At 34.9% G+C, this 25,792-nt stretch carries 20 protein-coding genes; 4 read left to right on the plus strand and 16 right to left on the minus strand.

All coding sequences use genetic code 11. The annotated features are described in order from the left end of the window. Window positions 1-50 precede the first annotated feature (50 nt). Window positions 51-938, plus strand: coding sequence for a C40 family peptidase (locus tag ACIQX2_RS03220; protein ID WP_402846888.1), 888 nt, complete (start codon window positions 51-53; stop codon window positions 936-938). Window positions 939-1,560: 622 nt separating this feature from the next. Here the strand turns inward: ACIQX2_RS03220 and ACIQX2_RS03225 are convergent. The 3 genes from ACIQX2_RS03225 to ACIQX2_RS03235 all read right to left on the minus strand — a co-directional run bounded on the left by ACIQX2_RS03225 (window position 1,561) and on the right by ACIQX2_RS03235 (window position 4,813). Beyond that, window positions 1,561-2,418 carry an immunoglobulin-like domain-containing protein gene (locus tag ACIQX2_RS03225; RefSeq protein ID WP_402846890.1) on the minus strand — a complete coding sequence of 286 codons (858 nt, stop codon included), beginning with the start codon at window positions 2,416-2,418 and terminating at the stop codon, window positions 1,561-1,563. 18 nt (window positions 2,419-2,436) lie between these two features. Then, window positions 2,437-2,967, minus strand: a complete 531-nt coding sequence (locus ACIQX2_RS03230; protein ID WP_402846892.1) for a hypothetical protein — start codon at window positions 2,965-2,967, stop codon at window positions 2,437-2,439. 142 nt (window positions 2,968-3,109) lie between these two features. After that, complete coding sequence (locus ACIQX2_RS03235) at window positions 3,110-4,813, minus strand: DUF4855 domain-containing protein (protein WP_402846893.1); 1,704 nt, start codon at window positions 4,811-4,813, stop codon at window positions 3,110-3,112. A 642-nt stretch (window positions 4,814-5,455) separates the two neighbouring features. Here ACIQX2_RS03235 and ACIQX2_RS03240 point away from each other — a divergent pair. Beyond that, a complete protein-coding gene (locus ACIQX2_RS03240; RefSeq protein WP_402846895.1) occupies window positions 5,456-7,930 on the plus strand; it encodes an S-layer homology domain-containing protein in 2,475 nt (824 codons plus the stop codon). 53 nt (window positions 7,931-7,983) lie between these two features. On the opposite strand, the gene ACIQX2_RS03245 is transcribed toward ACIQX2_RS03240, so the two are convergent. The 3 genes from ACIQX2_RS03245 to ACIQX2_RS03255 all read right to left on the minus strand — a co-directional run bounded on the left by ACIQX2_RS03245 (window position 7,984) and on the right by ACIQX2_RS03255 (window position 12,980). Then, window positions 7,984-9,369, minus strand: a complete 1,386-nt coding sequence (locus tag ACIQX2_RS03245; RefSeq protein ID WP_402846897.1) for a S8 family peptidase — start codon at window positions 9,367-9,369, stop codon at window positions 7,984-7,986. A gap of 434 nt (window positions 9,370-9,803) precedes the next feature. Then, complete coding sequence (locus tag ACIQX2_RS03250) at window positions 9,804-11,276, minus strand: S-layer homology domain-containing protein (protein ID WP_402846899.1); 1,473 nt, start codon at window positions 11,274-11,276, stop codon at window positions 9,804-9,806. 129 nt (window positions 11,277-11,405) lie between these two features. Then, window positions 11,406-12,980 carry an NlpC/P60 family protein gene (locus ACIQX2_RS03255; RefSeq protein ID WP_402846901.1) on the minus strand — a complete coding sequence of 525 codons (1,575 nt, stop codon included), beginning with the start codon at window positions 12,978-12,980 and terminating at the stop codon, window positions 11,406-11,408. 423 nt (window positions 12,981-13,403) lie between these two features. On the opposite strand from ACIQX2_RS03255, the gene ACIQX2_RS03260 reads away from it, so the two are divergent. Then, a complete protein-coding gene (locus tag ACIQX2_RS03260; RefSeq protein ID WP_402846903.1) occupies window positions 13,404-13,706 on the plus strand; it encodes a DUF2304 domain-containing protein in 303 nt (100 codons plus the stop codon). Window positions 13,707-15,209: 1,503 nt separating this feature from the next. On the opposite strand, the gene ACIQX2_RS03265 is transcribed toward ACIQX2_RS03260, so the two are convergent. The 5 genes from ACIQX2_RS03265 to ACIQX2_RS03285 all read right to left on the minus strand — a co-directional run bounded on the left by ACIQX2_RS03265 (window position 15,210) and on the right by ACIQX2_RS03285 (window position 20,346). Continuing rightward, window positions 15,210-15,407, minus strand: coding sequence for a response regulator (locus tag ACIQX2_RS03265; RefSeq protein WP_402846905.1), 198 nt, complete (start codon window positions 15,405-15,407; stop codon window positions 15,210-15,212). Between the two features lie 169 nt (window positions 15,408-15,576). Next, the gene (locus tag ACIQX2_RS03270) at window positions 15,577-17,106 is read right to left on the minus strand and encodes a sensor domain-containing diguanylate cyclase (protein ID WP_402846907.1); all 1,530 of its coding nucleotides are present in this window, start codon (window positions 17,104-17,106) and stop codon (window positions 15,577-15,579) included. A 54-nt stretch (window positions 17,107-17,160) separates the two neighbouring features. Continuing rightward, the gene (locus ACIQX2_RS03275; RefSeq protein ID WP_402846909.1) at window positions 17,161-17,931 is read right to left on the minus strand and encodes an EAL domain-containing protein; all 771 of its coding nucleotides are present in this window, start codon (window positions 17,929-17,931) and stop codon (window positions 17,161-17,163) included. Between the two features lie 5 nt (window positions 17,932-17,936). Beyond that, window positions 17,937-18,548, minus strand: a complete 612-nt coding sequence (locus tag ACIQX2_RS03280; protein WP_402846911.1) for a helix-turn-helix domain-containing protein — start codon at window positions 18,546-18,548, stop codon at window positions 17,937-17,939. Between the two features lie 100 nt (window positions 18,549-18,648). Then, complete coding sequence (locus tag ACIQX2_RS03285; RefSeq protein WP_402846913.1) at window positions 18,649-20,346, minus strand: methyl-accepting chemotaxis protein; 1,698 nt, start codon at window positions 20,344-20,346, stop codon at window positions 18,649-18,651. A gap of 605 nt (window positions 20,347-20,951) precedes the next feature. On the opposite strand from ACIQX2_RS03285, the gene ACIQX2_RS03290 reads away from it, so the two are divergent. After that, window positions 20,952-21,467 carry a hypothetical protein gene (locus ACIQX2_RS03290; protein WP_402846916.1) on the plus strand — a complete coding sequence of 172 codons (516 nt, stop codon included), beginning with the start codon at window positions 20,952-20,954 and terminating at the stop codon, window positions 21,465-21,467. A 511-nt stretch (window positions 21,468-21,978) separates the two neighbouring features. On the opposite strand, the gene ACIQX2_RS03295 is transcribed toward ACIQX2_RS03290, so the two are convergent. The 5 genes from ACIQX2_RS03295 to ACIQX2_RS03315 form a co-directional block, all read right to left on the minus strand. Continuing rightward, a complete protein-coding gene (locus ACIQX2_RS03295; RefSeq protein WP_402846919.1) occupies window positions 21,979-22,716 on the minus strand; it encodes a DUF6946 family protein in 738 nt (245 codons plus the stop codon). A 455-nt stretch (window positions 22,717-23,171) separates the two neighbouring features. Further along, a complete protein-coding gene (locus ACIQX2_RS03300; RefSeq protein ID WP_402846922.1) occupies window positions 23,172-23,591 on the minus strand; it encodes a double zinc ribbon domain-containing protein in 420 nt (139 codons plus the stop codon). Between the two features lie 102 nt (window positions 23,592-23,693). Beyond that, a complete protein-coding gene (locus ACIQX2_RS03305) occupies window positions 23,694-23,999 on the minus strand; it encodes a zinc-ribbon domain-containing protein (RefSeq protein ID WP_402846925.1) in 306 nt (101 codons plus the stop codon). A gap of 60 nt (window positions 24,000-24,059) precedes the next feature. Continuing rightward, window positions 24,060-24,416, minus strand: a complete 357-nt coding sequence (locus ACIQX2_RS03310; RefSeq protein WP_402846928.1) for a DUF2085 domain-containing protein — start codon at window positions 24,414-24,416, stop codon at window positions 24,060-24,062. 337 nt (window positions 24,417-24,753) lie between these two features. Next, on the minus strand, window positions 24,754-25,792 hold a 1,039-nt coding region (locus ACIQX2_RS03315; protein ID WP_402846931.1), incomplete at its 5' end, for a hypothetical protein.

The raw sequence follows: 25,792 nt of genomic DNA on the forward strand, positions 1-25,792 counted from the left end.
TCATGATAGACTAGTTTCAGAGCAATTGAAGGGAGTAACACAAATTTAGTATGAAGAAATTAATCTCACTTATAGTATTAAGTTTACTAATTACTTTTTCTGGCACTCAATCCACGGAAGCAGCATCCATATCTTCTATTAAAACAGAAGCATTTAAATATTTAGGTACACCATATAAGTACGGCGGAACTACAACAAGCGGTTTTGACTGTTCGGCATTTGTTCAACAAGTATTCAAAGATATCGGCATTTCTTTACCACGTGATACTGGGTCTCAGTACCAACAAGGTAAAGCAGTAAGTAAAAGCAACTTAGAATTAGGTGACTTAGTCTTTTTTAATACGACTGGGAAAGGTGTTTCCCACGTAGGTATATACATAGGAGATAATAAGTTCGTCCATGCAGCAAGTTCTAAAGGTGTTTCAGTAGCATCGATATATGATCCATATTATTGGGGTAGCAAGTATATTGGCGCTAAACGTATTGCAGAAGAGGCAGCAACTGAAGTTAAAGCAGCGGCTACTGAAGTAAATGCAACTCGTGGTGAAGTAGCAATGGTCCTTGCAAACAAGTTAAACTTAACTTCAAAAGATACAACTTCTAACTTTAATGATGTTCAATCGAACTCAGCATATTTTGAAGCAATTCAAGCGGTTTCTGAAGCGGGAATTTTTACTGGGGATAACAACGGTAACTTTAATCCATCGAATCATCTAACTCGTGCAGAACTAGCAAAGGTATTAGTGAATGCATTTGATATCGAATCTGGCACTGGCAGCTATTCATTCAAAGATGTGTCAGCAAGTTATTGGGCAGCACCTTATATTCAAGTGTTAGCACAGCATAATATCACTCGTGGTATGGGTGATGGAACGTTTGGAATTTCAGATCAATTAACGAAATCTCAGTTGAATATGTTTATTGAAAGAATTAAATAATAATAGCTAACCCCTCTCGCCAAAGTGAGAGGGGTTTTTGTTTGAGCTCAGACTGTTAATCATCTTGCAGTGTTTAGTAATACTACTGATTTCCGTTACAGGCGGACGCTTTCCGCGGGCACGGCTTCAATCTCCTCGTCACTGCATTCCTGCGGGGCTTTCAGCTCGTGCTGTTCCCGCTGGAGTCGCCGCCTTGCACTCCAATCAAAATAGCGGGTGGTACTAACCTACAAGATTAAGCATAGTTTATAGCTTGGAGGATAAGATGAGCCAAAGTTAATATATTGATAATATGGTCTGTAAAGATTAGGTATACTACTCTGAAGTGTTCACCAAATAATGAAGTGAAATAGCGAACGAAATTGTATCTTCAAGAGCTCCCTCTATGAATAGGAGAGTATTTTTTTCTCTTGTTTCATCAAAAAGCACTTACCTGTTTCTAAGAGTTGTAAGAGGAGAACAGATAGACAAACGCCATAAGATTACCGAAAAAAAGGATACTGGTTTGGTTGTAACGAACAGTCACAACCAAACCAACATTCTTAAAAATTCCACGGTAATCATATAGCAAAACATCTGTCCAAAGCCCTTCGAAAACGATAGAAACAGTTTTGACTTATTGTCATTGAACTTCGAAGGTATCCTCTAGTACGAATTTATGTTTTGCTGAGCCGGCGTTGAGTGCTAGTTTGTAGGTTCCTTTTGTTAGTGTATAACCAGTTAGCAGTTCGCTATTATGGGAACCGGGTGTTAATAATGTTGATTCATCTTCTATATCTAAATAACTCATTGACCATGCTGTACGAATCATTGCTGGTCCTAGAAAACCACCTGTTTGTTGTTGTCGTTTTACTTCTACCCATTTTTTGTCTTCCTGCTTGTATACGTGCCAGTTCGTACCGTAGGACAAGTGGTTTGGTCCCCAGTTTTCTACGATGAACGTAATTTGCTCGTTTGGTTTGTATCTGTCTTTCATGACGTTCATGGCCATATTATACGTTTCAAATGTTGTATATAGAGGGTCATATCGTGTATCCTTCAAATTTCCATCCTTATCATATACTTTTAATGTGTAACGGTAAAGCTTGCCGGGTTTGTTTGGTATTTTTACAGGTGCCTCTTCTAAATTACTCGTTGTCTTTTTCTCTATTAGTATTGGTTTCTCTGCATGTCGATTTACTTCCTCTAGCAGCACATTCATGACATAGCCTTTTTGTAATTTGTCTGGTAAATCGGGTTCATAGGTACTTCCCGGATATATTTCGATTGCGCTACCTCCTCTTGATATTCCATATCGTATAAAGACATTTCCAGTTGAGTTACGACTCGTACCGTCATTGACGACTCTTGCAAATATAGGTATGTACAGTTCTTGAAAGGTTCCTATTGAATTGGTTATTTCCACTTCTGCACTTTGCTTATTTGGAGCACAGCTTGATAGTAGAAGAACGGAAATTCCTACGGCTAGTAATCTTTTCATATGCTGAAGTCCTCCATTCTATTTTTGGATCGGAACTTTCGTTGTTGTTTTACCTTCATGTATTGTTGCATGTGTCAGGCTTTGGCTGATTTTTTTATCTAAGAATATAATATTTGTTCGAGGGGATGCATCAGAAGTACAAATACTACCACTGTTTTTTAACGTTAGGTTCAAATTTCCTTTATTATCATACTCGATATTTTCTATTTCTTGAGGACAGCTTCCAGATTCCTCATAACTAATTAAAAGGATGTCTTCTTCTTCATTATCTGCGCTTGGCAACTCATTCTGTAGAGAGATTAACTCCTCTAGGGTGTCTTCTGACTTAACGATTTGGACAAGATATTGGTAGTGTGGCGTTTCTTCTCGTTTAAAGGAAAGCTCGTCAAAATTCGTAGGAAAACTTTCTTCTGTTGCAACTACCTTAAAATTTTTTTCTGTCTCTACTACCTTAGTGCTTTCATCTCTTTGTGTAGTAGTTGGATTAGAGCAACTAGTCAATAAAAGTAGGATAAGTCCGAGTATGGATAGTGACGTTCTGATCTTCACTTGGTTTGCCCCCTTTATATGTATTTGACGGAAGTCTTTAAGAAAAGTTACATTTATTAACACCTATTAAAAAAACCGAAAACTTTACTATTCGTAAAATTCTCGGGGCTAATCTTTTTTGAGGGAGTTTTTGTTCCATCCTCTATTCTTCTATTGAAAAGGGAAAAAAAGTATCGGTCAATTGTTTATAGAAGTTTTGATACACGGGATAATTGAAAGTGGCCATTCGATAAACCATATTTCTATCCTGATAAAACATCATACCTTTTTCGGATAGATTATATCGCTTGGCAAAATCCATATACATTTCAAAAGCTTCCGCACCTTGTAATGCTTGGGCTTCCGTTCCATATGAATCTATCTCCATAGTAATACCTGCTCCGTAGATTTGAGCATTTACGAATGCACGGTGCAGTCTTTCTTCTTTATTTGTGATATTCGTTCTAAAAGCATTTGGTTGTAGAAACGCTGCATCAAACCCATAGCTTTTCCATTTTCTGAAATTTGTGGAAGTTGCATGTGGTGCGTATATAAAGAACTTCCCTTTGTTTCTAATATAGTTTGACAAAGTTGAAATAAGCACTTCATCCTCTGTTACCTTTACTGTTTCATTCATCCAATAAAAGCCTTTTAAGTTTAAGTTGTCAAATTGACTACTTTGCATTTTATTCAAAACACGATCAATATACCATTTGCCAATATCATAACGAGCATAGACATCATTCGCAATTTCGGAACCATCTAATGCTATAAAGTCTTCTGTGCGTTTTGGATATGGAATTGTAATATATATATCTGCTTTTTGACCCTTAGCTTTTGCTGCAGTATTTAAATTATTTAACGCACCGTCATCTGCAAATGTCCTATTTAGTATCCACTCATATTCAGCATAGTTCGCTTTGTTCTGCGCAGTTTCTGAAAACTGTCCTCCATCATAACGCAATGCTAAAATTACAAAGGTATCAAACATGCTCTGTTCCTTGTCTTCCTGAGTTTTATAGGACAGATATGGATCGAAAAACGATGGAGTAAATGTGTCATTCTCCCCAAGTCCATTATAAATCAAGACCCCTGCTTTTATGCCTGTCTTGTCTGCATTTGCAACTTCTTGTGAGAATGACATATATTTGTGACTTGCGGGATGAATGCTACTGCCCTCGTAATTACCAGCCAAATAAATTGCAGTATCTAACGATTGTACTGTCTCCACTACTTCCCCATTCACTTTTATCTCATATGCTATAGGCTGGTGGAAAACTCTGGATAAGAAAGCACTAAATTGCGCACGGGTAACTTGCTCCAGAGGTCGAAACGTTTTATCTTTGTAACCTTCTGTTACCTCATGATACAAAATAGCATCAATATATTCGTAATAGGGATTATCTCTAGAAACATCCACAAATGACGAAGTTCCATTTCCATTGTAACCAAAAGCTGTGGCTAAGGCCCTAGCCATTTCATTTCTTGTTAGATTGCCATCAGGGAGAAACTTCCCTTCAAACGTTGAAAACCATCCTCGTGAAAGTGCCATTTCCACTTCTTTGTACCCAGGTGAGGTTGGAAGCATATCCTTCACTACTACTTCCTGATCCCCAAGTTCTGTTTTTTCCAAAGCTCTAACCATCATGACTGCTGCATCTTTACGTTTAATTGTTAGTCCGGGTTTAAACTCTCCACCCTTAAATCCTGTAATTACGTTAAAACTCGACAAAAAATTTATGTCATTATAAGCCCAATATGTATAGTCAACATCCTTATAATTATGTGCCTGTGCCAATGGAGTAAAGCTACCCAATCCTAAAACAATTGTTGCAAGTATAACAATAATAAATTTAATAAATTTCATAATTTCTCCCTTCAAAATGTTAATACCTTTCCATTCTCTCAATACTATTCTACTATGTAAAGTGACTTTCATCCTAAACTTTCGATTATTTAACGTATTCAACTATAATAAATTAAAAATTTAAGGAAGTTTTAATTATTTTTAAAGCAATATCTTTTAATTTTATACAGTATCAGCTCTATTTGATGATATCCCTCTAAATTCAACTAAAGCAGGTATTACTTACTAGCAGTAACCTTCCTCTTATGGTTTATACAGCAATTATTTTACTCACAATTGCCTTCTATTAGTTACTACTTTACAATAGTAGAATTTCAATTTAAATTGGAAATTGTACCTTTCCAAATCTATAAGATTATTTTTATGTTCTTTTTTTTCATCTATCTAAAATTAAAAAAACAATTAAATGCAACTCATTTTTTACCATTAATAGTAATTTAATAGTATCTTTTACTCTTCATTTTTTAGTTAAACTGCAAAATACCTTTTAATATTTAATTGCATTTAGGTATTTAAGACCTATTTACTTTAAAGCGTTTTAATAGTGTTTAAGAAGGGAATGAAGTAGAATACCAATATATTCTATAACTACTAGAGTATATATAAAATACCCTAATAAGGGTACATAGGAGGAAAAAATTAATGACGAAAAAATATAACAATTATTCCAAGTTCGTAGCAACAGCAGCAACAGCTACTATGGTAGCTGCTGCAGTAGTCCCATCAGCATCTGCCGCATCATTTTCAGACGTTAGCTCTACTTATAAGGTAGCAGTAGATTATTTAGTTGCTAATAATATCGCGAAAGGAAAATCAGACACAATTTTCGGTACAACTGATTCAATTACTCGCGGAGATGCTGCTGTAATGATAGCAAACGCCTTGAATCTTGATACAGCAAATGCCCCATCGGCTGGTTTCAAGGATGTTAATGCACGTGTTGCTGGTGCAGTTAATGCACTAGTAGAACAAAAGATTGTATCTGGTAAAACAACCACAACATTCGAACCAGATACTAAAATTTCTCGTCAAGAAATGGCGAAAATTATCGCAAATGCATATAACTTAAAAGCGGGAGCTACTAAAAACGAATTTACAGATGTAAATAGTAATTGGGATGCTTATGTAGATGCTTTAGTTGCGAACAAAATCACCTTCGGTAAAACTGGGTCAACTTTCGCTTCCACTGCATCCATCACTCGTGGAGAATTTGCTCTATTTGTTTACCGCGCTGAAAACCTTGCTCCACTTGCTAACGAAGTGGTATCAGTAACAGCTATCAACGCTAAAACTATTGAAGTAATCTTCAGTTCTCCAGTTGATGCTGCTACTTTAAAAAATGCTGCAAAAGAGGATTTAATTCAAGTAAATGCTGGAACTGGCGCAAAAGCTCCTGGTACTGTTACACAAACACTTAGTAAGGATGGTAAAACCTTAACACTTACTGCGGCAGACTTCTTTAAAGGTGACTACACAATCTCTGTACCTTTTGAAACGGTAAAAGGTACAAATGGTGAATATGTTAAACCTGTAAACAAAACTATAAACGTAAATGACACTACAGCACCGGTTGTTACTTCTGCAACTGCTACGGTGAATGATACAAAAACAAATGTGAAATTAGTTACATTACAATTTAACGAAGAAATTAAATCAATTGAATTCATCAAAATTGGTGATCAAAACTATGCTCCAACATCAACATCTATCAAAGGTAAAACTGCTACATTTGCAGTAGATTTGGATGCTACTAAAAACTATGACATCACTGTTGTTAATGCAGCAGACGTTGCTGGGAATGTAAAAAATCTTCAAACGACTAGCCTTACTATTAATGTAGACAACACAGCTCCTTCTATTACAAATGCTGTGGCTACTGGTGAGAACACATTAACCGTAACAGTTGATGAAGCTTTGGAAAATAACCAACTTGTCCTGACAGGCAAAGTAGGAACATTCAACTCAGATGTTGTATCGAAAGTTGAAGTAAATCCTGATAATGACAAAGAATATCTAGTAACGTTAAATGATACCTATCTATTTAAAAACGGTAATACTGATACGGTAACACTAACTGCAGCAAAAGGAGCTCTTAAAGATTCTCTAGGAAACTCAAATGCAGAAGATATTACTAAATCTGTAGTTGTATCTAAAGATATTGTAGCGCCAACTGTACAAAAAGTTGAAAACATTGTGAAAGACGGAAAAGTTACTGGTTTCACAGTTTCATACAATGAAGAAGTAGCAACTTTAGACACTGCTAAAATTTCAGTAGTTAACTCAAAGGATGAGATTTTATCGTTTGATAATATTGCTACAGCAGCAATTTCAGAAACAAATGCAAAAGAGGTTGTATATACTTTCAAACCTGCTGCAACTGCAGATAGCTATACATTTAATTTTGCTGAAGGTTTAGTAGTGGATAAATCTCTTGGTCAAAATAAATCTCAAGCAAAATCTATTGTAGTAAAAGTAACAGATGCGGAAACTCCTGTGGAAACTACTTTCACTATTAAAGGGGCAACTGCTACTAATAATGAAATTACAGTTGACTTTGGCGAAAAAGTAAAAGCTAGTGGTTCTGCCTCAGGTCTTAATGCTTCTGCTTATAAGTTAAATGGTAAAGCATTACATGCTGATACAAAAATCGTATTTGTACAAGACGGTGTGGGTACTGTAGATCAAACAAAAGTAAAAATTACCCTTCCTGCAGGATTTGTTACTGCTAGTGATTCACAAGCAATCTTCCAAGTTGCAGGTGTAGAAACATTGGATAACAAAGTAAATAATGCATTCACTACTTCTGTAGCTGTTACAGATAACACAGCCCCTGAAGCGAAATCATTCATTGCAACTGAGTTAACTGAACTTACTGTAACATACTCAGAAGCTGTGGCACTTGCTGATGGTACAGATGTAAAAGATGAGATAAAACTTTTCAATAACCAAGGTGCAGCGGTAGCAATTGATGCGTTCAAAGTAGTTGATGGCAAACTAGTATTAACAGTTGCAGATTCTTCTGCAGTTTCTAAGTTGACTACAATTGATAGCAACTCAATTGATGTTAAAGACAAAGCTGGCGTACCTCAAAAAGCTGGAGTAACGATCAACAAATAATTTTATAAGCAAACACCCCCTAACTTTTATAAGTTAGGGGGTGTTTTTATTTATTAAGATTCAGTTTTAAATTCCATCAAGTACCTTTTACCATTTTTCACCTTAATTTCAAGAAGGTAATTACTATTTGGCTTATATAAATCCAATCCTTTTACCATTAACTGCTTTGGGTTTGAATTAAAGGAAACTTGAACTGGTATTTCTTGATTAATTGCATATATGTTCACTTCAACAGTAGATTTATCCACTATTGACCGGTCAAAGTTAATCATCCATTCTTTATCTAATCTTACATTCTCATAGGAAGGTAAGCTTACATAACTAGTTGCGCTTAAAGCCTGTTGTATTAAATTTACATGTGTATAAGAAGAAACATTGACAATTCCTTCTCCAAACAAAGGATCCCAGTATAATGTACCTCGGTCGTCCACATGTGTTTTCAATATTAGCTCTAGTTCATCCGTCGTACTTGTAGGATGATCTTTTTTTAACATCGCTACAATACCACTTACAAAAGGTGCTGCCATCGAAGTACCACTTGCTACTCCGTATTTACTACCTGGAATACTCGATAAAATTTCCACCCCTGGAGCAGCTATATCAATAGAATTACCTGTATTACTAAAGCTAGCAAGATTATCATACTTATTCGTAGCAGAGACAACAATTATATCCTGCTCAGATGCGGGGTAATAATTATCCGTGTTTGAACTATCGTTACCGGAAGAAGACACTAAGAGTACATCATGATCTAATGCATAATTAATTGCATTCGCAAGATATGTCGAATAATTTTCTCCTTGGAAACTCATATTAATCACCGATGCTCCGTGATCTACTGCATAGTAAATACCTTTGGCAATATTAGAATCATAGCCATTCCCTTCTTCGTCTAAAGCTCGGATGGGCATAATTTTAATATTTTCATTTGTAGACTCCGCTACAATTCCCGCTACATGCGTGCCGTGGTAATGTTCATCCATAGGATCCGTGTCATTATCAACAAAATCATAGCCATCTACCATTCTATTTTCTAACAATGGGTGCGCATAATCTACACCGGAATCGATTATTGCAACTGTAATATTGTTATTTGTTAAAGGAATTTGTGATGTTAAATTTGGAATGCCAATTCGCTCTGTTGCCCAAGTTGTTAGTTCTTGACTAGCAGCATTTACTAAATCGATGGAACGAATATAATCTGGTTCTATCATATTTACTGTGCTGGCTGTAGCCGATATTGAAAAGGAGGATTTCAATTGTTTCATAGACTCTAGTTCCTGCCAAGTGATGCTCTTAACATCTTTTTTGCCTGCTGCGTTAGTAATTTCCACAATAACTCGATCTGTTTGTTGTTCTATATCTGTGTTCCCAAAAACAACACTTGGAAAGATGAACAAGCCTACGGGAATAAGTAATATTTTAAGAAATCCTTTCATTTTTACACCTCGAGTAGAATTTTATGTCATTGAATGCTTTTACGCATAACTATTATCCTATTATTGCAGTATTTTAAAAAGAGTAAATATGCCTAACAAATTTTAAAAAATACATCTATTTCCTGAAACTTTATGGGGTACTAAAGATATATGAATGAATAGTGACAGATAAATTCAAATACCTTTTACAGATTCAGCATGTGGGCCACTGCATACGGCTGATCCCCTTTTGAGGATGCAGGTCTTAATAAATATTCACATGGTTAGTGCTATTTGTTTCCTTCTAGTCCTCCGCACGGAATCACTTGATACCCGCACTACCTGTCAGCTATAGATAGCGCCACTATGGCATGTTTAGGGACTTTTCGAGAGAAATCGCTGTCAAGCGCACAAAATATCCCTTCACCAGTATGGTAAAGGGATATTAACTCCTATTATGGAAGAATGAGATAAGATGCTATATAACCAGAGACTTTTTTTCCATTCACTTCGGTCTGTGCTGGATACCAAATAAAATTGTTTTTAGCGGTAGCGTTCCGATCGGAAACAGGATCTGCTACTATTGTAAATACAGCATTGTTTGGAATGGAAATATCTGCTGATTGTGTACTTGGTTGTGTACGCATTTTTCCACTATTGTACTTCACCTTTGCTCCTTCTTTTAATAACTCTTTAGATGGAGTTGGAACTTTTCCAGTAAGCGTAAAGTTCTTTTTGTTGAAAACTATACGATAATCTGTTGCCTCATTGTATGTGAAATCTGCTGACTGCATATCAATTGAGCCGATATTTGTTTTAACTAGTCCATAGTCATCTAGTGCTTTATATACTTTTTCCTGATATGCGGTATAATTTCGCAAACCAGTAGCTGAATAAAGTGGACTGTTTACAGCTTTTGCTCCATTATAGGCTAATAATGCAAAGTACCAGCTTTCTAAATCGGTTGGATTATGGCTTCCAACTTTAGGTAAATCTAATTTGAACTTTTCCTGAAGAATTTCAATTCCTGCTTTTATGTTGTATTTTAAGTCATACTTTAACTTTGTGTCATCATATTTAGGATTATTAGTGATTTGCATCAAGCCAATACCACCATCACCCTTACCATCTCCATCAATATCTCTATTCATAATAGGCTCACCGTTCGATTGAAAATGCACCCATCCACTTTCTATCGTTGCGGCTGCTTTTACAATTTCAGGAGGTATATTAGCATCCCTTGCCGCATCTGTCAGTAGACAGTTCATCGTTTGTCGATCTGGATTTACTCTGCTTTGTGTATCATAACCGCATTTGTTAACGGGTAAGCGTAAATCATCATTTAATGCTCTTGCTAAAAATGCCGAGAACTGTTCACGTGTAACTGGCTTATTCACTTCGAATTTTACTGGAGAAAAACCTCCTGCAATACCGGCAGCGTACACTTTACGAATAGAAGAATAGGCAGATGAACTAATAGCAACATCTTCAAATGGAATTACTTCTTCATCTACAAGCTTGAATGCTCTTGCTAATAATGAGGCCATATCTCCTCTTTTAATAGGGTCGTCAATTCCAAATGTTGTTTTTGTATATCCGTTAATGATTCCTGCATCATACGCCGACTGAATAGCACCTGAAGAAACACTTTGACTAGAAACATCATTAAAAACAGTATCTCGTTTTGCCGTATCCAGCTTTAGTGCTCTGGCAAGCATTAATGCAGCTTCCCCACGTGTTACATTGTTCTTTGGTGCAAATGTATTTGGTCCCTTACCGTTTATCACGTTTTGTTCATACAAATAATAAATATGTTCATAGAATTGGTTGGTCGATGAAACATCAGTGAATTTTTCTTGCTGTGCAAAAACCGAGTTACTTGATCCCATTAATAATAGTATTGCAACAAAAGCAATTATTTTTTTCATTTAGTACCCTCCTCATATATGTTAAGTTTACACGATTAATAGAGTGTTGTGTGATTCATTTGGAAAAATAGTTCCTTTTATGAGAAATATCCCCTCCAAAATTAAATGGAGAGGATATTAGTATATTAGTTATTTTATATATCTTCTAGCACCTGCATAGTTCGTTTTGTAAGCTCCTGCACTAATAGATTCTATTTTTACTTTAGAGGATGCGTTCGGAGCATGAATCATTTTTCCGTCACCTACGTATAACCCAACATGATATACTTTTCCTTTTCCAGCGTTTCCTGCAAAGAACACCAAATCTCCAGGCTGAAGCTTACTCTTCGAAACTACTGTTCCTTTTGTAGCCTGATAGAATGAGTCTCTTGGTATGATAATACCGTGATTTTTGTAAACTGCATAAATAATTCCAGAGCAGTCATAGCCTAAAGCAGATGTACCCGCCCATAGATAAGGAAGATTTAAAAATCGTTTAGCTTCGTCTACAATTTGTTTTTGCGTTGGCTTCGGAATGTCAGCATATTTCTTGGCTGTTTTTGCATCACTTTTCTTCAATAACTTCACACCATTTGCTGGTGTTTGTACATGTAGCCATTCACCCTCTTCTTTAATGATCGGTAAGATAGTCGAGTAGCTGATGTCCATGTATTTCTTCTTGTTATCTAAATTATAGAGTGGTGCCATTTTTGCCTTTACCACAGCAATCGAGCAATCTGTAAAGTCAGTAGTCGTTGCAACTACATGGGATTTTGGCACCCATCCAGGATATCCTTCCTTTTGATAGGGCACGTACTGATCTTTTATCGCAATGCGGTGCCAGTTGCCACTGCTTTTTAATATCGTTACTTCATCCCCATATAAGGCTTGAGTATCTATTTTGTCTACTAACCACCATTTTTGAGCTAAGGTCATATCTTTTGTCCATTTACTAATATTGACTGGATTTGAAAGCGATGGCTTATCTACCTCTCTTGTTTTGTTCGGTACATGCCAAAGTGATGTAGCTTGGACGTTTACTTTGTATGTTCTAGTTTTCGTCGGTTTTTCACATGCGGCAGGCACAGGTGGTGGCGGAGGAGCTAATACAAATTCTTTTCTAAAGTCAGGATTTAGAATACGTGCTATGAATACAAGATAATGCGCTTTTGTGATGAATGCCCCTGGTTTAAAGGTATTATCGGGATAGCCATTTGTAATCTTATTCGCTAACAATGCTTGAATTGCAGTATGTGCCACAGAAGATTTAGGAACGTCCTTGAAGGAAAATTCCGTCGTTCCCTCGAGCTTATACGCGCGCACTAGAATTAGAGCCATCTGTGCACGAGTTAGCTTATCATTCGCCATAAATTCGCCTTTGCCATTACCTGTCATAATTTTCTCATCGACGATTGCAGCTATTAACGGCATCATCGGATCATCCGGTGCTACATCGACAAATATCGGAATAGGTCGATTTTCGAGATCTAGCTTGAGTGCCTTACCTAGTATTTCAACAGCTTGAATTCTAGTAACCTCTTCGTTCACTCCATATTCCACCGTAGGATCTGAAGTGAGTATTCCTTCTGCTACTAAAAAGTCGAACTCAGCTTTAGATGCAAACGTATCTGTCACATCACTAAAGATAGGAGCTGCAGACGCAGAATTTAGTGGGGCAATGAATAACCCGAGAGTAAGAAGGATGAAAATAATCTTTTTAAGCATTTGGAACCTCCTGCATTTCTATTTATTATTGTTGAAATAATTAAAATTTAATAACTACCTTATTAGTATACTTCTAGGATACTTAACATGATAGGTTATTATTATAAATGTAATATTTATCGTTCATAAGGTAGAAGATTTCACGGGTAGAAGTAAACGACAAATAACGCCACCTATTTGTAAAAAGGGACGTTATTTGTCGTTTAGCTTTTAATAGAGAATCGTAGTAAATTGTCGGAATAGTGTAGAATCACTTCTGACACAGGGAAGTTTTACTTTCGAAATCTATTCAGAAGAAACTTACAAGATAACCGAAATAGATTAAATACTTTGGTATCAAAGGAGCGTGATATCGTTGTCCACCAACTAATGCCTAGCTGAAGTTAAACCTGAAAACCCTAAAATGAATAGGAAAATAACGATGTGGATGACACCATTATAGCCACCACCCTTTTTTTACTACAAGTTATATGGTTAACGGCAAAAAATAAACTTTCAGACAAACACGTATTTACTTGGATTATCTTTTCCATTGGTGATGTAATAGTTGCATTAGGGTTACCATATATAAATGAAATAGCAGCAAAACTAGGCATATCTTACATGCGGTCACTTATATTCAAGATTACTTTTTTAATCATTCTTCCGCTTCTAATTTATCATACAATCACCATTTCCAAACACGATAAAAACATCAAAAATTTAGTCCCGGAAGTAGCCTACTAAAATAAAGAAATTGTGGATATACAAAAGTTCATCGAAAAAAAGTGAAGGAAAAGAAAGGATTTACATGACACTTTTAACGCATTATTAATTTTACTTAACACTCTTAGCATTCTTCGTAATTGCCTCTTTATTGATTTGGTGTCTATGCGAGAACTTTCTCGTTATTTTGTCTTGAGTAACTATGGAAATACCGATAACAATCTCCAAACCCTTGAGCAACTTGGGATTGATAGTATAGAATATAGGGAAAAACTTGGTTGCTTTTGTTACACGCCCTGCTACTGGAACTGTATCTGACACTGCAATTCTTACTGCAACAATCGCTAAAGGAACTGCAACTACAAATGAAACGAACTCTTAATGTAACAGTTCCAGGTGTAAATTCATTAACTGATGGTGCAGTAAAAGTTGTAAAAAACTAATTTTTAATTGTACTAATACCAGTATAGTGAACACTTTAAAAAAGTAGACCTTTAAGGGTTTTTTGGAGCCTTTAAAAATACTCTATATAAATTTTTAATACTATTTTTCCCCAGATCATGAACAATAAAGAGTCAGCAAGTACTAGTTAGGTTGGTATATATTACCACGGTTAATTTATTGCTCAGAGGTTATATATATAAAGTGAGACTTTGGTTGGTAAGCCATATATTTTTCTCACTTGAACGCCTAAGCTTCTGCTTAGGCGTTTTTAATGATAAAGTATCCTTATCCTCTGTTGTTTTAGTAGTACGTTCTTCGAAGTATGCACAGGAATTAGTGGTTGGAGCTCCTTTATTTTTCTTTTTACTTTTTTTATAAATTCGATGGAGATAGTAATGGAAAGAGGGAATGTTGGAACTCAGGTAAGTGCTTAATAATTTTTACTGCATACAAATTATTAACATGCACACATTGGATAATGTGACCAAACTTGTTACAGCTGTATAAGAATATGTAACGAAACCGTTGCTTAGATAAGGGTACCCCTTTCCCAAATATCAAAATCATTCCTTCGAATCCAGTGTATAATATTCAAAAAGTGATAGTCTACTAGAAAAGGTTGGATTGTCATTTACACAAAAATATTTACAGTACCAATTCATTTCGACACTATTAAAAGGTTTATTTTAGCTTATAATTTCGCTTTTTTATCTAATACGTCTAATACTATTTTTGAGTTTGATATTAAAGGAGATTGCTAATATCGAAAAAGTGACGTTGTTATTGAGCTTTTTTATAAATATTTTTTAAATGGAAAAACCATTATGAACTGAGATTGTTCATAATGGTTTCTTTCTACTTAGGAGTGTCTTTCCCAATCCGTCAAAATAAGGTCGTCAGTCCTATTTATATTTCTAAGAACATTTTAAATATTTTTAAGTATGTATTTAAGATTATGAAAATATGGTTTTACAACGAAATCTTTAGCTCCGAACTTTAATGCTTCTATAATAGTATCGTGTCCACCCAGCGACGAACATATAACAACGTTCGCGTTTTGGTCTAAATATTTTATTTTAGTTATGCCTCAATACCAGTCATCTTTGGCATAGTTAAATCCATTAGTACAATGTTAGGACCGTACTTTTTATACTGTTTAATTGTTTCTTCTCCATTAGTAGCTTCAGCAATTACAGTAAACCAAGCTTGATTAATCTGTCGTTTCAAAATACTTCTCATGAATCTTGAATCATCAACAATTAGTATTGATCTTTTCAAATAAATAAAACACCTCTCCTATAAAGGTAACATCTAAAAAGGAGACCGAACTGCCAACTCAGCCACTATAGCATTTACAATTTTTCGTCGTCTACTTTTGTAAAGTTTGCCTTTAAAATAAATAATTTATCATTCATATACACAAAATGGAATCTTGAATATCCATATACTATAGTTTTTTCTCATTCTCAGCCTTCACAATCTGGTTCCTTCCATTCGTCTTAGCTTGATAAAGAGAGACATCTACTCGGTTATAAAGTTCATCTATTGATTCTTCCGATTGAAATTCTGTGACTCCAGCCGATATGGTTATATAATCATTAGTCGGACATATTGAAGAAGCGATATTTTGTCTTAATCTCTCTGCTACATGACTCGCTTGTTCAAGGTTCACTTTTGGCAATAGGATAATGAATTCTTCTCCACCAAACCGTATACATACGTCAATTTCACGAACAACTTCCTTCATTTTAGTTGATACAAATTGTAATACTTCATCGCCTGTATGATGACCATATGTATCATTTACATCTTTGAAATGGTCTATATCAATCATAATTATAGAGAATGGATATTGACTATACGTCCACCTTTTCGTTATTTTTTCAAAGTAACGACGATTCTTTAGCTTGGTTAATGCATCAGTATAGGAACGTTCTTTATAATCATCAACTCTCACTTGTTGCCTTTCTGCAAATTCTTGAATGGTTTCATTTAACTGCTTCACTTCAAAATACCACATCGAAATTTTGTCGATTGCCTCAACGTCTCCCTCTCTTTTTTCTGTTTTTGAAAACATTGCTATTTTACGTAAAGGGGAGGATAATTTTTCAGCCATTATTAATGTAAGTACTAAGATACATAACACAAATGGAATAGAGTATAAAAATATTTTACTCACGATCCCTTTTAACGGATGGAGACTTACATTATATGGCGTTTGAGAAACGATTCCCCATTTGCTATATGGGAGATATTGATAGGCTGCAAGATATTCTTCACCGTTAATATTGGTTACTTTTTTAGTTCCACTTTGATGTTTCTTAATCAATTGTATGACGTCCAGTTTCTTAGCGTTTGTCCCAATAATTTGTTTATCTGGATGATAAATCATGTTCCCTAAATCATTTACAATGAACACATATGAACCATTATTTGCCAAATGATCACCAATGATATCATCGAAGAAATTATCCTCAGCTAAGTATATAGCACCACTTAAATATCCTTTATATATATTGTCTTTATCCCAAATGGGCGTAGAGATTAGAATAATGGGATGTCCAGCTGCAGAGTTGAAGGGTTGTGAGATGAGGGTTTCTCTCTTGATAAGAGATTCTTTTGAACCGGGTGTCTCTAATTTTTTTCCAACGATACCTGAGAAAGGTGCGGCATCCAAAACGACACCTTCTTTGTTTACAACGGTAATGGCATCGAAATTATCCATTTTCATTAAAATTTCATTTAACTTTTTATCTAATAACACTTTGTTATCCATCAAATAGCTAAAATCTTCGGACATTGACCATATGCTTTCTTGCAATATCGTTAGTTCGTCCTCTAATTTCTTCGACAGATTTTGTACGTAATTTTTGTTGATAATCAACGAATCATTGATTAAATTGTGTTTCGTTACAACATAGCTTGAAATTAATGCAATGCTAAGGATTCCAATAATTGTGAATAATAGCAGGAGCATTATCCAAAATCGTAATGTTTTAATTGACTTTCACTTCCATAAATCGTATTTTTTTCAAACCTTTAATGATGAAGGACCATCCATATCAATGACAGTTGGTTGCGAATGGACAATCGTTTCTTCTAATAAGCGAAAGGGCTTTGAAATATAATAGCCTTGAAACAAAGGTACACCTAAGTCTTTGGCAATTAATAAATCGGCTTCGCTTTCAATACCTTCTAAGACTAATTCAACGTTTTCATCTGTGTAATCCAAAACAAGAGATATTAATTGTTGTTTTTCTATTGAGTTTGCTAAGTCTTTGGAACGAGTATGATCTAATTTCACAAAATGAGGGACAAACTTCTCCATTTGTTCAAATGTACTTCTTGTAATTGGTATATCATCAAATGCAATTCGTATACCTACTGATTTAAGATACATCAGACGTTCAAAAAAGATTGGAAAATTCAACAAAGATTCTTCTGCCTTATCTTCATTTATCTCGAATACGACACGTTTTTTTATGTGAGGATAACGCGATATTAAATTCTGGATAAGTTTTAGGAAGTCTTGATGTATGATTGTGGATGGAAAAATATTCACAAACAAAAAATATTTTTCTAAGTAAGCTGTTGGAAACTCTCCAATCGCATTGTTAATACAAAGTGTATCTAATTCATATAAAATACCCTGATTTCGAGCATCTTGGATAATAGTTAACGGATTTATCCTCGGATTACTTCGCATAAGTGCTTCAAAAGCAAAGGTTGCATCTTGTAAATTGGTTAGTGGTTGATATTCACAATACAATAATTTTTCTTGAATTAATTTCTTGGTATTCATCGTTACTAACTATTCCTCTCTTCATCCCGAATGCTTATAGTTTGGGAAGTAATTCGCTTATAACGATTTCTCACACTAGTTGGCGTACGATTCATTTTTACAGCAATTTCATTAAACGTGAGACTTTCACTACGTAAAGCAATAAGCTTCCTATCTTCTTGAATGGTCCAATTTCGATATCTTCTCTTTTTAATAAGTTGATGATCTCGCTCTTTTTTTCTCTCCTTTTCAACCCAAGAAGGTTCTGGGAGAAGAACTTGTTCTTCAATGGCTAAAAATTGTACCTTGTCTTTGTGTTGTTCGGCCCATTTCCAAAAATCACTTGGTCCAATAAAATAAAAACTTTTTGATTCTCTTGTAACTCTCTTTTTATATGGTAAGGCATGATCTTTCATCCATAATCGAACGGTCGAACGATCAACTTTTAATAGATTAGCCAGCTCGCCCGTTGTAAAATAACCTAATTGCAATTTAGTATTTGATAAACCTAACCGTGTCATTTTTACTTTGACGGAATCATAGGAACGATTCAAATTTTTCGCGATAGTTGAAACTTTTTGTAGACCAATATTTTCACTTAGATAGTCGATTTCCTCCGAAATCCATACCTTCCTCATTCTTAAACTCCTTTTGATGTATATATACATCGTATAATTCTTAATTCAAATAAGGTTGAAGGATTTTTAATCCCCCGATCTCGTATTCATTGGAAATCGCTCAAAGTTTAAAGTGTCGAACGATACCATTCAGCTCTTCTGCTAAATTAGCAAGTTGTTCTGCACTACCAGCTACTTCTTCAATTGAACTATTTGATTGTTCGACCGTTGCTGCCGTTTCTTCTACCCCTGCTGCAGCTTCCTGAGAAACTGAAGCAATTTCTTCAACTTGGCCATTCATCTCTTGGCTGTTCGCTGAAATCTGTGCTAAATTATCCGTAATGGTTTGTATATTTTCTACCATCACCGTAACAGACAGCGTAATGTTCGTAATGGTTTCTCCTGTCAAATGAATCTGATCTTTCCCTTTTTCTACTTCTTTATATCCATTATTTAAAGATTCATTTACTTGCCCAAAATCTTTTTGTATGTTTTCCACGATCATTGCAATGTCTTTTACGGAATCATTCACTTGTTCAGCCAGTTTCTTCACTTCATCTGCCACGACCGCAAAGCCTTTCCCATGTTCACCTGCTCTTGCTGCTTCAATTGATGCATTTAAGGCTAATAAATTTGTTTGACCAGCAATGTCCTGAATGACGGAAACTAAACTTACAATTTCATTTGTTCTTTTCTCAAACTCTTGAATTCTTACAACAGATTCTTTTATTACTTGATCCACTTTCCCCATTTGTTCATTCGAAGAATCCATTAATAGCTTACCTTCGTTTGTCATTTTCAAAACTTCATGTGAGGATTCTTGAATACGTTCTCCGTTTTCATTAGCTTCTACAACTCTTGAAACAAACGCATCCATAATCGAAGATAAATCACTCGCACTATTCGCTTGTAATTCTGAACCCGAAGCTAGTTCTTGCATTGTTGTAGCAATTTGATCTGTACCTGCTTTCACTTCATTCGCAGCTTGTGTTAGTTCTTCACTATGACTGGATAGCGTTTCTGAACTTTGAGAAATGTGCGTCATCGCTTTTACTATGTTACTTTGCATTTGATTGATTGCATTTGTCAGGCGGCCAGTTTCATCTTTAGAGTAAACAGGCAGAGGTTCCAGACTAATGTCACCATCCGCAATTACATTCATTCGTTTCATAACTGAAATGATAGGAGTAGTAATCATTTTTGAAATAATTAGAGCTATTATTATACCTAAAGCCACCACAACTAAAGACACTATTACACTTACAGATAATGTTGTTTCCCCACTAGAAATGACTTCCTTACCTGCATTAACAGCCAGTTTTTCCCTATTTTCAGCACCTTTTTTAAAACCTTCCATTATTTCACGTGCAAGTGGTTGAACCTCGTTATATAGATTTTGAAGAGCTAAATCTTCATTTCCTTTGTCATACTCGTTAAATACGTCATTTATGACTATTTCCCGCCACTCCACGCTCTGATTTATAAGCTTTTCAACTTCTTCCGAATCACTATTTTCCAAGATATATGCTTGATACCCTTTACTTTCTTCCGTATACTCATTAAATTGTTCCTTATAGTCTGCATCACCAAACAAAACGTAACCACGAGTTAATGCTATTCTTTGAGACATGCTAAAAGCCAACTTTTCATCAGCAATTAATAATTGAAGCTGGTTGTTCACAATTTCTTCTGTACTTTTATTGGATTTATTAACTGCATAGTAGCTATATATTCCTAATATAAGTGTTAATAATATGACAAGAGTGAAACCCATTAAAATCTTTGTTTTTATACTTTTGATTTGTAATAATTTTTTCAAAATACTGCACCTCATTTTCTTTATTATTTTTTTCACTATTATTATTAAGTGTGTGGCGCACTAACTAATTCCTAGAATATCCGGCCAAATAAAATTCACTTACATGTATTGATACATCCGCAATTAAACTCACTACAAGGTCGTTCTTTTTTCCCTTTTAATGAATCTGTTAGAATTCAACAAATGATAAATTTGGTGTAGATTTATCTAATAACTTTTGCATTTAGCTTTAAAAAATCAGTAATTGCTTCCAATTCACACACTCATCAATAAATATTTATAGAAATATAGTGATTTTTAGTTTTGTCTATCCAAAAAACCGTTACCTTTTTACCAATAACCATACTCGTGAAAATAGTCTTTATTAATCATAAAACACCCAAATCTAAGAATACTACAAGTACAATAATTATTGTGTAATTTTTTTGTAAATTATAGTGATTATGTGACAAATTAATGAATTTAAAAGCGGTCTTTTAACAAAGGGAATATAACGAAATTTAGAACTAATCTAGCTATGGCTGTTAGGAAGGATTCTCAACATATATTGTCGAATTAATAGATTTATATTGGACATTAAGATATTAGTAAGGAGGAATTTAGTAATGTTATTAGAATCATCGGGTAAGGAATTGTTTTGGGAATTATGTAACCAATTAAATACATTAAAATTGGTTATTGATAAAAAGAAAATTCAGGAAAATGGTACAGTTGAAAGCGTCCCTTTTTACTTCCATAAGGATATTCAAGGAAATGGAGATGCTAAAAATTCAAAGCGTCAAGTTGCTTCCGTTCAGTATAATGGAGGGAAAAAGAAAATAATGCAGAAAGAAGTGACTGGAGTTACACTTCGTTTCTATATATTACCACTAGAAGGCTTTAGATTAGACAGTATATTAGAAAGACATTCAACTTTCCGTTCACAAAAAAAAGGACCCATTAGCTCCTCATATTACGATTATATTTTTGATGAACCCTATTCATCTAATGATGTATATACGAGTATCTCTGCTCTTTTTACCGACTTAAAAAATGAATTTATTCATGTATTTGATTCAACCCAAACAAGTCTACTATTAACAAATTTACCAGAAAGCATAAAAGACTTGCCGAGATATTAAAATAATATTAAGGATTTGAATTGAAAGAAAGGGAGGTTGGGTCGGAGGGAACGGAGAAGCTATTCTGCCCTACTAAGAGCATAAGGAATAGTTTGATATGCCTGAAAGATATATACATCTTAGTTCTTTCGGTCACATATGAATAATAATAGTGTGCTGGAATCATAAACGTATCTATTTTTCCAATTGCCCAGGTACAACTTTAACAATAACTCACCACGGAGACACACTATCCTGCCTAGCTTTCGCTACTGGGACGGTAACATTTTGGGAATGGTAAACACCCTTCTGACGGGCTACACAAATGTGTTAGACATAGCCGGAGCAGACATGATATTCAGTGGGATTTTTTTCGTCGTTTTACAACCATGCATGTGCCTTTCAAACACATGGAGGAGTGCCTCGCTGCATGTTCAATTATTAGTTCTATTTAGCTCCTACCCTTTAGTCTTTTATGTATCGAAACAGTTTTTTCTAGAATTCCTCTATTGGGTCAAGCTAAGCTAATAAGTTAAACCACCGAAACTATTTTACCTATATACAGTGGTATGTTATTTGGAATTGTTGCTCCACCTGTTACTGCCACTGGTCCGATAAGGTGACCCGGTGTTAGTCTGATTGTCTGATGAGTAAGTCGACTAACAAAAGCATCTAGGTCAGCATTGTTCTTTTTTTGTGCAGCTTGAGAATTTGAATTTGAAATAAACTGATGAACAATAAATATTGCAACGGATGCCCCTTGTTTTTGTGCTTCAATTAAAGTACCGGCTACCCCATGCAACAATTGGTAACGAAGGTCATAAATTACACGCTCTTCTAACAACGCAGATGCCATTAATTTAATTCTTATCGGTAGCTTAGATGTTTCCGAACTCTGTTCAATACATTTTCCTATTATTTCCCCAAAAGTTTCATCCGCTTTTGCTTCAATAGAAATCAGTACTGGCTGTTCATTAAGCGTACCTCTAATAAGTAAGTCATGCACACGTCCTTTTCCATAGTTGTCTAGCTTCGTCTCCACTTCTGCAAATGCTGTGTGTAATTTTATAGAATGTAACTCTTTCGAGCTGTTTAATAAGTTTTGTAATACAATCGGTACTTTTACTTCTTCCCCCTCAAACCAAACATGCGCTAATTCAAACGCACTCCTCCCTTTTTTCCAATGAAATTCTTTTCTTGCTGGTGGTGCGATTCTCAACCACTCTTGCTCAGAAGTGATTTCTTTCCCCTCTTTATTCAAAATCTTCATATGCAATCCTCCTACACATTTAATTTCAAATTTAGATCAATATAATCGTTTAACCATGAAATTATGAGTACAAATTTTAAAATAAAAGGGGTAATTGTAATTGAAGGATACTGAAATGGAATATTCAAGGAAATCAACTGGTTTAAGAACACTTTACATATATTCTTTTAAGCAATTCTCGTCTCCAATTTTTCCCTTCTTTCTTCAGAACTTTCAAGCTATCACATAGATTACTTTTTAACTCTACTAAGCAAAAGTTGCTTTTGATTGCATTCTATTGAAACCTAGCACTAAATAATCTTGCTTTTGCCTTTTTCCTCTACTCTTTTAATACCAGCCTATCAGCAAACTTGAATTGGTAGATTTTATACATAGCCTGGCTATCTTTACCATGAAAATCCCTAAGCAAAATTGTTTGCTTAGGGATTTGACGACACCTTTATTAATTATCAATATTAGAAGAATTCCCATTCTTCTATTTGCTTACCTTCTCTTCGTTTTTTGGCAATTAAATATGAATCTATAATTACCAATGGAGTCGTTACAAGCACAGATAGCCCTACTGTAATAAAACCGATAATAATAGCAACGACAAACAACACTATACCCTTAATGACTTGTCCGTTCACGATTTGGCCTAATCCTGTCAGAAAGAATGATAATACTGCAGGAATTGCTGGATGCATACCTTCACTAGAACCAACCGATTTACTTTTCTTAATACTTACTCCGCATGACGTACACATTTCTTGTATTTCTTTTACAGATTCACCACAATTATAGCAATAATTCTTTACTTTATTCTGTCTTACGCCACATTTCGGACAGATTTCAGCTAAGTCTGAGATAGTCTCAGAACAATTTGTACAATGCATGATAACGCCTCCTAGACGGATTTAATATATGTAATTGTAGTTTCAACATTGAAAAATCTTAAATTAAATCGCCCGCTTCAAAAAGTGGGCGATTCTTTGAAATTAATAATAGTATGATGATGAATCAGCCAAAACTCCTAAAATACCAAAAATAACTGATAGAACGAACCAAATTGCAACTGAAACAAGGGCCCAAATTAAAGCTGATTTTGCAGCTTTTGGTTTATCATTTTTCCAAACAAAGAACATTACAATTCCTAAAATTGGTATACAACAAAAAGAAATTAAATTAACTGCAATGTTTGGTTTATCTTCACCAGAAGATGAAGCGCCTTTGACTCTGACCCCGCACTTCGGACAAATCTCCGCGTGTTCTGATATTTGATCGCCACAATGTGGACAAAACATAATTTTATGCCTCCTAATATGATTTCAGAAATTTATATTTATGTATGAAAACATAACGACTTAAAGAAATAAGGCTTGTCCTAAATCTCTCCCTATATTCACGAAAATAATTGTGACATTGATGATAATAAAATCAATCGAAATACCACCCATAATTCCTGTTATTAATCGACGAAAGTTGTTACTCTCCCACTTATGAAAGAGTTGTCCAGTGCCGTCCACGACCATAGGTATAATCAGAGCAAATGAAAGGAATAGTGATAGCCTTCCGTATGTCGATAGGATAAATAACCCAGTGATATAGCCAAACATGATTCCCAAACATCGAGCACATAATGGAAACTGCTTACCATGAAAGTGAAACGACCTTCCGGGCATACGGTGACACATAAAAGCATACTGAAGAAACTTATCCATGTTTACTACCTTCCCATCTCATAAATACAATCCTAAAATAGTATAATATTAGTATATACCATTACTGGAAATTTGTAATTAAAATTTAGAGACTTTTATATTATTTTTACGATTCAACCTAGTTCAATAGTCATTTTATTTATCATTTAATAAGGTCAAAAGAAAACCATCACTCATAACATCGATTATGTGGGGTGATGTACTTTATATTATTAACTTGTCTCATTAACTTAAGTATAAGATATTTGTAGATTATGTAAAAATTTTTATTTGCATATATTTTTTTATCCCAAAAAAAAGGTCAGAGAGAATGATATCTCCTGACCTTTATTCTTTTTTAACTCATAGCTTGGCAAGTTACATTAATATAAATGGTTTTAGTTCCTAATTTTACTGTGATTCGAGCTGAACCATTTTTTGTCGGATCAACTACTCTGATGATTCCATTAGAATCTACTTCTATTAATTTTGGATTACTACTTGTAAAAGTAGCAAATTTAGTGATTTCTTCATTACTACCATCATTGAAAAATGCTGTAATAATTGGTTGTGCTGGTTTATCTTCTGTAATCACATAGGATGTTTTATCTGCTACAATTTTCATTAACGCTGGAATTATATTGACTGTTTGTGTAGCTTCTTTTCCACCATAGCTTACTTTTATAGTATAATTCCCTCTTGTTGCTGTTGTTAATGCTCGTAGAGTACCACCACTTGCAGTAATTCCTTTTACTACATTCCCTTCACCATCAACAATGATTGCTGTTGCTAATGTGGAAATGTTTTTTGTACTACCATCTTCATGCAATACCGTTACCGTGTAACGTGATGTTTTCCCAATTTCTACTAATAACGAATCCTCTTGGATTTCAACGCCCGTTACCACTTTTTCTACAGTAACTGGAATGCTTAGTGTTTTGGTGCCGTATTTCACTGTAATAACTACGGATCCTGTTTTCGTCTTATCCAATACTGTAATTTTTCCTGTTTCATCTACAGTTGCTAGTTTTGCATTACTACTTGTATAGGTTGCTGCTTGTGTTACATCTTCGCTACTATTGTCATTGTAGTGAGCAGTAATTGCTAGCTGTGTGGGACTTGCTGTTGTCACAACTAGTGATGGTTGATCTGCCGTTAGTTTTGTTAATACTGGAACTACCTTTAAGGCTACTGTGTCTTCTTTTCCACCATAGCTTACTTTTATAGTATAATTCCCTTTTGTTGCTATTGTTAATGCTCGTAGAGTACCGCCACTTGCAGTAATTCCTTTTACAACATTGCCTTCATTATCAACAATGATTGCTGTTGCTAATGTTGTAATGTTTTTTGTACTACCATCTTCATACAATACCGTTACCGTGTAACGTGATGTTTTC

This window comes from Psychrobacillus sp. NPDC096623, assembly GCF_044762655.1.
Lineage (GTDB): Bacteria > Bacillota > Bacilli > Bacillales_A > Planococcaceae > Psychrobacillus.